This window comes from Streptococcus sp. 3874, from assembly GCF_013276425.1.
GTDB classification, from domain to species: domain Bacteria; phylum Bacillota; class Bacilli; order Lactobacillales; family Streptococcaceae; genus Streptococcus; species Streptococcus pseudopneumoniae.
The window spans coordinates 1-10,818 of sequence record NZ_VMLA01000011.1 but is presented as its reverse complement, the minus strand read 5'-3'; the positions used below and the strand labels follow the sequence as shown (position 1 = coordinate 10,818).

12 protein-coding genes and 2 pseudogenes are annotated in these 10,818 nt (G+C 36.9%); 1 reads left to right on the top strand and 13 read right to left on the bottom strand.

Annotated features, from left to right (window positions below; genetic code table 11):
- The first annotated feature begins 197 nt into the window (after positions 1-197).
- Positions 198-959 (top strand): DeoR/GlpR family DNA-binding transcription regulator, encoded by a 762-nt coding sequence (locus HT703_RS00905; protein WP_000917606.1) that lies wholly within the window; start codon positions 198-200, stop codon positions 957-959.
- On the opposite strand, the gene HT703_RS00900 is transcribed toward HT703_RS00905, so the two are convergent.
- The 13 genes and pseudogenes from HT703_RS00900 to HT703_RS12070 all read right to left on the bottom strand — a co-directional run.
- Entirely contained in the window at positions 956-1,117 is a 162-nt protein-coding gene (locus HT703_RS00900; RefSeq protein ID WP_166735927.1) for a hypothetical protein, read from the bottom strand. The genes HT703_RS00905 and HT703_RS00900 overlap by 4 nt on opposite strands.
- Before the next feature lie 125 nt (positions 1,118-1,242).
- Entirely contained in the window at positions 1,243-1,500 is a 258-nt protein-coding gene (locus HT703_RS00895; RefSeq protein ID WP_000475754.1) for a DUF3884 family protein, read from the bottom strand.
- A gap of 42 nt (positions 1,501-1,542) precedes the next feature.
- Positions 1,543-2,949 (bottom strand): 6-phospho-beta-galactosidase, encoded by a 1,407-nt coding sequence (gene lacG / locus HT703_RS00890; protein WP_079252926.1) that lies wholly within the window; start codon positions 2,947-2,949, stop codon positions 1,543-1,545.
- A 331-nt stretch (positions 2,950-3,280) separates the two neighbouring features.
- On the bottom strand, positions 3,281-4,972 hold the full coding sequence (locus tag HT703_RS00885; protein WP_079252927.1) for a lactose-specific PTS transporter subunit EIIC: 1,692 nt from the start codon (positions 4,970-4,972) through the stop codon (positions 3,281-3,283).
- Entirely contained in the window at positions 4,972-5,289 is a 318-nt protein-coding gene (locus HT703_RS00880) for a PTS lactose/cellobiose transporter subunit IIA (protein WP_001078330.1), read from the bottom strand. The genes HT703_RS00885 and HT703_RS00880 overlap by 1 nt, the downstream gene beginning before the upstream one ends.
- Before the next feature lie 34 nt (positions 5,290-5,323).
- Positions 5,324-6,160: a transcription antiterminator gene (locus HT703_RS00875; RefSeq protein WP_079252928.1), complete on the bottom strand. Its 837-nt coding sequence runs from the start codon at positions 6,158-6,160 to the stop codon at positions 5,324-5,326.
- A gap of 396 nt (positions 6,161-6,556) precedes the next feature.
- On the bottom strand, positions 6,557-7,066 hold the full coding sequence (locus tag HT703_RS00870; RefSeq protein ID WP_172925072.1) for a hypothetical protein: 510 nt from the start codon (positions 7,064-7,066) through the stop codon (positions 6,557-6,559).
- 259 nt (positions 7,067-7,325) lie between these two features.
- Positions 7,326-8,306: a tagatose-bisphosphate aldolase gene (gene lacD / locus HT703_RS00865; RefSeq protein ID WP_079252929.1), complete on the bottom strand. Its 981-nt coding sequence runs from the start codon at positions 8,304-8,306 to the stop codon at positions 7,326-7,328.
- Position 8,307: 1 nt separating this feature from the next.
- Entirely contained in the window at positions 8,308-9,237 is a 930-nt protein-coding gene (locus tag HT703_RS00860; protein WP_079252930.1) for a tagatose-6-phosphate kinase, read from the bottom strand.
- A 10-nt stretch (positions 9,238-9,247) separates the two neighbouring features.
- On the bottom strand, positions 9,248-9,763 hold the full coding sequence (gene lacB / locus HT703_RS00855) for a galactose-6-phosphate isomerase subunit LacB (protein ID WP_001216910.1): 516 nt from the start codon (positions 9,761-9,763) through the stop codon (positions 9,248-9,250).
- A 30-nt stretch (positions 9,764-9,793) separates the two neighbouring features.
- Positions 9,794-10,219 carry a galactose-6-phosphate isomerase subunit LacA gene (lacA, locus tag HT703_RS00850; RefSeq protein ID WP_000029277.1) on the bottom strand — a complete coding sequence of 142 codons (426 nt, stop codon included), beginning with the start codon at positions 10,217-10,219 and terminating at the stop codon, positions 9,794-9,796.
- Positions 10,220-10,375: 156 nt separating this feature from the next.
- Positions 10,376-10,459, bottom strand: a pseudogene (locus tag HT703_RS00845) (aldose epimerase); the annotation flags it as partial.
- Positions 10,460-10,681: 222 nt separating this feature from the next.
- Positions 10,682-10,818 (bottom strand): annotated as a pseudogene (locus tag HT703_RS12070) (IS66 family transposase); the annotation flags it as partial.

Below are 10,818 nucleotides of genomic sequence, written 5' to 3'. Positions count from 1 at the left end.
TTTTCATTGAGTATAATTCTCCACCACTCTCAATCATCAAAAAGTAAACTAGAAACAACAAAATAATAACTTAATAAAAATATCGAAAGTTTTGAAAACAAACCTCGATATTTTTGTTTTTGTTTTATTTTGTTGTTTTTGTATTTGAATGATGAGCTAGTTTATGGTAAGATAGTAGTAGGAAACGAGGTGATAATATGCTCAAACAAGAAAAATTAACCAAAATTTTAGAGACAGTAAATAGTAAAGGAACCATAACGGTTAAACAGATTATGGATGAAATAGCCGTTTCAGATATGACTGCAAGGCGCTATTTACAGGAATTAGCTGATAAAGATTTGCTGATTCGTGTGCATGGTGGAGCTGAAAAACTTCGAACCAACTCCCTTTTGACTAATGAGCGATCAAATATTGAAAAACAAGCCCTCCAAACGGCAGAAAAACAAGAAATAGCCCGTTTTGCAGGCAGTCTAGTAGAAGAAAGAGAAACTATTTTTATTGGACCAGGAACAACATTAGAATTTTTTGCGCGTGAGTTACCTATTGACAATATCCGCGTCGTGACCAACAGTCTACCTGTTTTTCTGATTTTAAGCGAACGAAAATTAACAGATTTGATTTTAATAGGTGGAAATTATCGCGAAATTACAGGTGCTTTTGTTGGCACATTGACCCTACAAAATCTCTCTAATCTCCAATTTTCTAAAGCTTTCGTTAGCTGTAATGGTATTCAAAACGGAGCTCTAGCTACTTTTAGCGAGGAAGAGGGAGAGGCTCAACGCATCGCTTTAAATAATTCTAATAAAAAATATTTACTCGCAGATCATAGTAAGTTCAATAAGTTTGATTTTTATACTTTTTATAATGTATCAAATCTTGATACTATTGTTTCAGATTCTAAACTAAGTGATTCAATCCTTTTTGAGCTATCTAAACTTACTAAAGTCATCAAGCCTTAATAAACCTGAAAGATTCTGGGTAACAACTCAATTTCAGAAGTAAATCTTCCCACAATAAAACGCATAGTATCAAGGTTTTCAACACCTGATATTATGCGTTTTTCTGTATCAAAGACTTTTTGCCCAATTGCTTTATCTGCAACCTCAAAGCGATGCATTGAGAAATCTGCGACTCGCTTCCTAGTTTAAAGTTGCTCTTTGATTTTCATTGAGTATAAGCAACGTGATTAGATAAGAGTTTTGCAGAGTACTAGATATAAGATTTAACTTTTTTGGAAATTGGTTACGATTGTTGAAACGGCATAAAATCTGAATCAAAGGAGATAGTATCCCATTCTTCAGGATTGATAAAATTTAAAAATAGATTTTTAAATTCTTCCAGCTCATAGTCTGAATGACAAATCCATTCTTTACCGGTCGAGACATACCATTTTCCAAGACTTTTCAATTCTTCATTTGTCAAACACGGTATTTGAGAGCATTTTTCAAAGTTGATAATATAAACTTTTTCATAAATAGATTGGATAAAATTTTTGAACATCTTTTTGCCTCACTAAAATTCTATATCTAATGACTCATTCTACTACTCAATCACTTGAGTTTCCGCTACTTTCTTGTACCAGTGAGCTGATTTCTTAGGATAACGTTCTTGCGTTTCAAAGTCTACATAGAAGAGACCGTAACGTTTCTCATAACCGTTTGACCATGAGAAGACATCCATTAATGACCAAATGAAGTAACCTTTTACATTAGCACCATCTGCAATCGCATCAGACAAAACCTCCAAGTGTTGTTTGACATAATCAATACGGCCATCATCATAAACAGTATTGTCTACAAACTCATCTTTATATCCAAGACCATTTTCAGTGATGTAAATCTTCTTATAGTTGGGATAATCTTTCTTCACGCGCATGATTTGGTCATACAAACCTTGAGGGTAGATAATCCAATCCCAATCCGTACGTGGTACATAATCAGGAGCTACACGACGACCAACACCTTTGATTTGGTACTTAGAGCTTCCTTTCTCACCTTTACCATTATGGATAATTTCAGTTTCTCCATCAAATGCTTCCATCCAGTCACTCATATAGTAATTGATTCCAAGGAAGTCGTTCAAGTTTTTTGCAGCTTCTAATGCTGTAAAATCTTCTTCACGAAGATCCAAGCTACCACCATTGACTGATAAGATATGGTTGACACCTTCCATGGTTTCAGCTGAATAGCGACCTAGATAAGTTGCATCCAAGATAAATTTATTGTGAATAATATCTTCCAACTCAGCTGCACGAACATCTGCTGGATTTTTAGGATCCAAAGGATACTTAGTTGGCAGAGCGTGAACAACACCAATTTCACCTTTATATCCTTTATCTTTATATAGCTTGACTGCACGTGCATGAGACACCATCATATTGTGGTGCGATTGGAAGACTTTGGCAAGGTCGTACTGAATACCTGGAGGGAATTTCCCAACCAAGTATTGACCATCACCGATTGGGCCAATTTCATTAAAGGTTGTCCAATAGTTTACTTCTGGAAATTCTTCAAAACAGAAGGCAGCGTAGTCTACAAAGTGTTCGATATTTTCACGATTTAAGAAGTCGCCATTTGAGTGGAGAGCTTCTGGCGTGTCAAAGTGATGAAGAGTTACGAAGGGTTCAACGTGACGTTTGTGACACTCTGCAAATAAATTATGATAAAACTCGACACCTTTCTGATTTACTTGACCGTAACCGGTTGGGAAAATACGTGACCAAGCAATAGAAATTCGAATACCATTGACACCATACTCTTCTGCTAGCTTGAGATCAACTGGATATCGATTGTAAAAATCACTAGCTGGCTCCGCAGTGTACCAGTAGTTATCTTCAAGATATTTATCCCAAGCAACTGGTCCTTTTCCATCAGTATGTGTAGCACCTTCTGCTTGATAAGCAGCTGTAGCGCCACCGAAAATAAAGTCTTTTGGTAATGTTTTTGACATATAATTCTCCTTTTGATTAAAAAAGAAATAAGATGGAGAGGAGGCTAGTGAGGTTTTATTCTCCATCTCACTTCTTGTACTAAGTCACCGAATTGTGACATGAGAAGGTAAAAACGATATCTTTTTACCGACGAATTAACAAGGCGATTAGGAAATTCGCCATAGCGATTTCCGTAACGATAGGAGACTGTTTTATAATCCCTAGCCTTAATCGAATTGTGACATGAGGAGGTAAAAACGATGTCTTTTTACCGACGAATTAATAAGGCGATTAGGAAATTCGCCATAGCGATTGCCGTAACGAGAGGAGACTGTTTCACAGTCCCTAGCCTTAATCGAATTGCTCTTGTACAAATGCTAGAGCACCTTTTCCATCACGAGTTAATTTGATGTATTGAGCGCCTTCTGTCTTGGCAAGTTTAATACCGAGCTTATCTGTTTCTGCTTTCATGTCTTCAAAGTTTGAAGCAACTTGAGGGGCAAGAATAACAAGATCAAACTCTGGTAACATTTCACGGTGAGCACCATAGCCACCTGCTGCTGCTTTCACAGGGACATTGTATTCTGCTGCTGCCTTATTCAAAGCATTTGCAAGGAGACCACTTGTTCCTCCACCTGCACAGAGAACGAGGACATTTGTTTCTTTAGTGATTGTATTTTGTGCTGCTTCTACACCCGCTTTTTCAAGAATAGCATCCGCTTTTGCAGTGTTGAAGTTTGCAGCAACTTTTTCTTTCAATTCATCATTAGACTTACCTGAACGTTCTTCTTCAAGAATTTGTTCATCATAGACCTTAAGGAATGGATAGTAAATGACAACGTCAACCACGATTAGAAGGGCAGCAAGAATGAATGATAGAACTTGGAAGTTAGTACCAAGAACTAGACCTAGTGGAGCTGGGGTTGTCCATGGTAGATTAGCAGTGAATGAGTTCATTCCAAGAGTTTCAATAAAGAATTTAAAGATCCATACGTTTGCGATTGGAGCAAAGATAAATGGAATGAAGAAGATTGGATTTAATACAAGTGGTGCACCAAACAAGATTGGTTCGTTGACACCAAAGAAGGTTGGAACAACAGACGCACGTCCGATTGCACGGTTACGTTTTGATTTTGTTAACCACATAAACATGAATGGAACAACCAGTGTCGCACCTGTACCACCCATGGTAACGATAAACATTTGTGTACCAGAAGTAAGAATCTTGTCTGCATGCATCCCTTGTTGGAGAAGGTTTAAGTTGACTTCAGCATTTGCATAGGTAATCGCTGCGATAGCAGGTTCAACAATAGATGGACCGTGAATCCCAACAAACCAGAAGAAGGCAAAGGCACCAAAGATAATGGTGATACCTAGATAACCATCAGCAGCAGAGAAGAGTGGTGCAAAGAATTTACCGATTGATTCAGCTACGCTTGAACCAACAAAATGACGAGCTAGTAAATCAAGAGCATAAAGAGAAACAACAGATAGAGTGAATGGAATCACATCTTTAAAGACTTGTGAGATATTTGGTGGAACTTCGTCAGGCATACGAATAGTGACGTTGTTCTTAACACAAACCTTATAGATTGCTACGGTAACAAAGGCAGCTAGGAAGGCTGAAAGCAAACCTTTTGTCCCCAAGAATCCAGTAGCTAGACCATTTTCGATAGGATCAGCTGCCAACATCAACAAACCAACAATTGCTGCCAACAATGTTGACATATAGTTGATTTGATTGGTTTTCTCCATGCTACGGTTTACTGAGTCGGTCAATGACTTAGCTGTTGTACCAGCTACCAAGAGAGCTAGAATCCCCATTGAATAGCTGTAAGGTTTCATCAGAAAATCTACAACTTCATCAGACCATTTAAAGCCCCATGAGTTTGGTACAAAGGCAATCAAGATAAAAATACTTGAGAAGAGAATAACAGGCATACCAGCAATAAAACCATCACGAATAGCACGAAGATAGATATTACGAGATAGTTTTTCAAAGAAAGGCTTTCCTTTCTCGATAAATGCAATTAGTTTATTCATTATTTAATTCCTCTCTTGTAGAGTTCGATTAAGTGGTGCATCAAATCTTTTAATAAGATAGTTGTCATCAAGTGGTCTTGGCCATGCATCATGGTTACACTATAAGCCAAATCCTCGCCAGCTGCTTCCTTAGTCAATAGACTTGTTTGCGCGTGGTGTGCCTCTGCGATACAGCTACCAGCTTCCTCTACCAGAGCGTCCGCTTTTTCAAAATCACCAGCTTCAGCAGCCTTCAAGGCTTCTAATAGTTTTGAACGAGCGTCGCCAGCATAGGCTACAATTTCAAAACCTAACAATGTTACTTCTTCTCTATTCATGATAGAATTCTCCTTATATAATTTTAAATAATTTTTATGACAATAAACGTTGGATATGTAGAACTAGATAAACTCGTTCACTTTTATACAAATCAAGACCCGTATGTTGCGTAATCACATCATAGATCTTGGAACCAATCTCGAAGGCTTTTGGATAGGATTGTTTAATATGATCTTCCATATCCAGAAGTGATTGGTTATCATCTCTAGATCTATCTAAATAATCCAAGAAATAATTCAAATGTATCATAAAGCGATCATAGAAATGGTTATTCTCTTTGGTTCGTTGAATTGCATATTCCTTTAGAACTTCCTCAACATTCCTGAGAATTTCTTTCCTCTTATCAATCGACTTAACTACTTCTATTTCATTCTCACCTTCGGCATTGATGAAATGATAAGCAATCCGAATAATTTCGTCCTCAGGAAAATGATCTGCTAGCTTCTGACGATAAATTTCAAATGCTTCATTTGCGATTTGAAAAGCGACAGGATACTTGGCAGAAATATCTGGCAGATTACTATCCTTGTACCTTCCTTGAGTTAGAGCTTGGTAAGAACAGTAAATATGATCTGTCAAGGTTACATAGAGATACTCTTGAATCGGATAGTGATATTTCTTGGAAAGCTTATCAATAATCTCATAGGTCACTGTGATAAAATCAAGCGGAACATCTTTGAGAAGAGCCATAAAGTTTTCTCTGGACTCTTCGGTCTTCATCCGAAAGATTTTCTCAACCTGCTGTTCAGCAATCAAATCTCCCTTCTTCTTTCCGAATGCAATCCCCTTACCAATCACAATCACTTCTTCTCCCTTATCATTTCTGACAAGCGAGACATTGTGATTCATTGGATTTAGAATTCGATACATGTCAACCTCCTTTTATATATTAAAGGTATATGAGTATAAAAAATGACCACAAATGAACTAGAAAATCAGCCGATTTCTAATTCACCTGTGATCATGCCTAATATTACTTAGTAACACTCACCTTGTATTAACTTGTGATTTAAGTATAGCACAAGTAAGTTATTTTGTAAACCTTTACATACAACTTTTTTTAAACTTAACTATGTTCTAAAATTCATCAAACAGAGGCTCTGTTTTTATTTATTTTTGTAAATCAAAACAAAAACAGGAAGACAGAAAAATAAAAAAGTAGCTACATTTTTAAAATTCATTAAATCTAATAAACAAAGAACACAAGAAACTATAAAACAAAATACGGTTATTTTTTTAAACGAACTATTCATAAAGAAATAACCTTTAAGGTAAATCTATGGCGTAAACAAGGTTTACAAATGGCACCTCTACTGTAGCTACAGCAACTGTCCAATAATTTTCTACAGCAGTTTTTACAGCCCAGCCACCCAGCTCCCTCACGTGAGGACCAAGATTGAAACGAAAACCTACAGGACCTCTTTCGTAAACGTTAGGCAACTCTTTTACAGCTTCATACATCAAACTTGCTTCTTGTACAGAAATACCAATATTTTTTGCTAGCTCTTCAGGAGTACCTTTTAAATTTATATTTCCAAATTTATCTACATAAAAATAATCTTCCAAAATTTGACCAGCATTTACAATATCTTCTGAAACCGAAACATTATAAAATTTATTCCCATCAACATTCAAAACAATATCATTTGCTTTATCTACTCTAGTTAGGGCACTATCTGCAAATACAGAATGACTAACCATAGGTAAGGCTGATGAGAATATTGAAACAATACCTAGTCCTACAACTAACGCTTTAAAACTCTTTTTAGTAGCCATTTATCTTCTCCTTTTATAAAACAACGAATTGAAATGTGCGTCTAAATATAGTTTATTCTGGCAATATTGTTTCCGTATTATTCCTTCCTAGCTCGTAAAATAAACTATACCTTATTTTTATTATACTTCATCTAGTTACTTTCTAATTCATATTAACTTGTGATTTAAGTATAGCACAAGTAAGTTATTTTGTGAATCTTTACATACAACTTTTTTTAAAATTTTTTTAGATTCATGTTCCTAAACTAGAAGGACTTTCTTACACGCGTTCTTTCCATGAAGTTGCTGTTGTTTGAAGAACTTTGTTGAGTTCGTCAATGTTTTCAAAACCAGTTGTGCGAAGCCATTCACGAGCTGCTGCTTCACCATCTTTGATGTAAGCTTCAACTGATCCAGCCCATGTAGCACGGCCACAAAGAACTCCATTAAAGTTTGCACCTGATTCATGGGCAAATACAAGGGTATCTTGGAAAAGTTTAGCTGATACACCAGCACTCAAGTAGATATATGGCAAGTTAGTTGCTTCATCTTGTGCTTTGAAGAAGGCTGCTGCTTCTTCACGTGTATAAACTACTTCACCTTCAGCGAATCCTTCAACATATTTAATGTTAACAGGAACTTCAACTTTCAAGACATCAATGTTAAAGCCTGGGTCTGAGAAGACTTTCATAGCACCGATAACTTTGTGTGGTTTTACTTTAGCGTATTCTACAGAACCTGCGTCAGCAATTTTTTCATCGTAAGCAAGGATTTCAAGGAAGAATGGGATATCTTCAGCCACACATTCAGAACCGATACGTTCGATGTAAGCTTGTTTTTCTTGGTTGAGTTCGTCTGAGCTATCTACATCATAGTAAAGCAAGAATTTAACTGCATCTGCACCTTCTTCTTTAATACGTTTTGCAGACCAAATATCCAAGCAGTCTGGCAAGCGTTTTGTGCTTGTTGTGTCATAACCTGTTTTTTCATAAGCAAGGAGAAGACCAGCTTTTTCATCAAGAGCTTTAGTCGCTGGAAGTCCATACTCAGGGTCAAGAAGCATAGATGATGCGTATTTGGTCAATTCATCTGCTACCAAAACTTTAAGTTCTTCCATTTGAGCCACTGTTGGTTCTTCTGTTTGGTGTTGAGCCATGAGGCGTTTCAAAGCACCACGTTGGTCAAAGGCAAGAGCTGAGATGATACCATTTTCATCAGAAAGTTTTTCTAAGCGTGCACGTTTTTGTTCTGTTAAAGCCATTTTATACCTCTTTTACTATTAATTGATCATATAGAGCTTGATAGTTGGCCATGTTGACATGACCAGTCATTTTTTCTTGAGCATTGAGTATACCAAGGACATTTGCCTTGATGAGTAATGCTGCATCCGATTCTTTGTGAAGAAGTCCTGAAGAAATTCCTGCCACAGTAGAGTCTCCAGATCCAACAGGATTTACCACCTGAATTCTAGGAATATCTACCTTGTAGAAAGTGTCACCATGTTTGGCAAAGGCACCGTTGGCACCAAGTGAAACGATAATCCATTCAATACCTGCAAACAAAGGTTCTTGAAGGACTTCTTTTAATTCATCCAAATCCTCAGAAACTTCTTTTCCAAGAAGCTGAGACAATTCCTCATTATTTGGTTTGATGACTGTTGGTTTATGTGGTGATTCAAGAACCGTCTGAAGTGCTGCACCAGAGCAGTCCAAGACAACAGGTTTGCCAGCTTGATTAGCAAGTTCGACCAAGTTCGCATAGTAATCAACTGGAAGACCAGCTGGCAGACTACCTGAGATAGCTACTACTTCAACTGACTCTAGGAGATTTTTGAAATGTTCCAAAAAGTCTTGACCTTCCTGTTCCAATACTACAGGACCTTTTTCAAGAACTTCTGTTTGGTTGTCTCCGTGAAGAATAGCGATACAGTTACGAGTTTCTCCCTGAATAGAAAAGAAATCTTTCTTTACTTGATCATCGATATGTTCAACCAAAAACTCACCAAGTTTACCACCCACTAAACCAGTAGCAAGAACAGAATCACCAAATTCTGAAAGTACTCGGGTAACATTGAGTCCCTTACCACCAGCCGTTTTGGTTACATCCACCACACGATTGACAGTATCAATCTTTAACTCATCCAAGGGATAGGAAATATCAATGGATGGGTTCATTGTGACTGTTAAAATCATAGGTCACCTCTTAGTCGTGGTATTCTCCGCGATCCCATTTTTCAAGGAATTCAGTGAAGAAGTTTGCGTCTGTTTGTTGAGCATTGTGACTTTCAAGGTGTTCAATTTTCGCAATCAATTTCTTGTTTTCTTCAGATGGTTTGTATTCAGCATGGATGAAAGCTTCGATGATGTCACACATGAGCAATTCACCAGTAATCTTACCACCAAAACCGATAACGTTAGCGTTCAATTGTTCTTTAGCATAAAGGGCTGTTGTCATATCACGAACCAAGGCAGAACGGACACCTGGAACTTTATTTACAGCGTTGTTGATACCAACACCAGTACCACAGATACATACTCCAAGATCAGCTTGACCACTAGTTACTGCTTCCCCTACTTTTTTACCAAAGATTGGGTAATGAGTACGTGTATGGTCATATGTACCAAAGTCAATGACTTCATATCCTTTTGATTTCAAAAATTCTGAAACCGCCATTTTTTCATCTGTTACGATGTGGTCACATCCAATTGCAATTCTCATTTTTAACTTACCTTTCTTACTGTAATCTAATTAGCACATTTTGTTCAACATATCGACCCTAATTTGGTGACGTCCACCATCGTATTTACCGTTAACAAATCCTTTAGCGATGTTTTTTGCCAATTCATCACCAACAAGTTGTGCACCCATAGTGATCATACGTGAGTTGTTGTGACCACGAGTCATATAAGCTGAACGTTCGTCAGAAACTTCTGCAGCAACCATTCCTTTGATTTTTGTTGCGACCATAAATGGACCAGCTCCATAAGCATCAATCACGATACCAAGGTTTTGTTCTTCTTTGTTTACTTCTGCAGCAACAGCGAGAGTCACATCAACAAAGTCTTGACCTTCAGCTGTAACATCCACAACGTGGAAATTTTCTTTTTCTAAGAAGTCTTTCACAACTTCTTTCAATCTCAAACCTGCAGCATCTGCACCGATAACAATAGACATATTGTATACTCCTTTTTATTTTTCTATGCTGGATTCCAGCAGTGTATTGGCTGTCTTTAAAAAACAGTCAATTAGTCCTCACAAACATAATATACCACTATTGTTTGAAAAAATCAACAATTTGTGTTTGTTTTTTGTTATTTATTTTTTACTTTTTTATAAAACTTCTATCTCAAACCCTGATTCTTCAACCTGATTGGCTTCTAAAAGACGAACATTCTTCTTATCTTCTAAATGATTTTCTGCTGAATTTTAAGCAGAATGTCATTTCTCTTTTTAGAATCAAAAGGACGAGATTGTGGAATCTCTACAGGAACAATAGGTTGTTGCATTAAAATATCCTCCAATCGTTTTACTTTACGAATAGTATACAGGAGGTCTTCCGTAACCGCCCAATAACGAAGTATATTGAAAAATCTCCAGACTAGAGAACTCACGGATAGTTCCTAATCTGGAGATTTCTTATTTGCACTTTTCTTGTACAACTTTATTCCATGGTAAATAAGCCTCTAAAACCTCTTTGTTTACGAGAGTTTCCTCGTTTGGAAGACATTCTAGAAGATAGGATAGATATTTTTCACTATTTAGTTGATGACGTT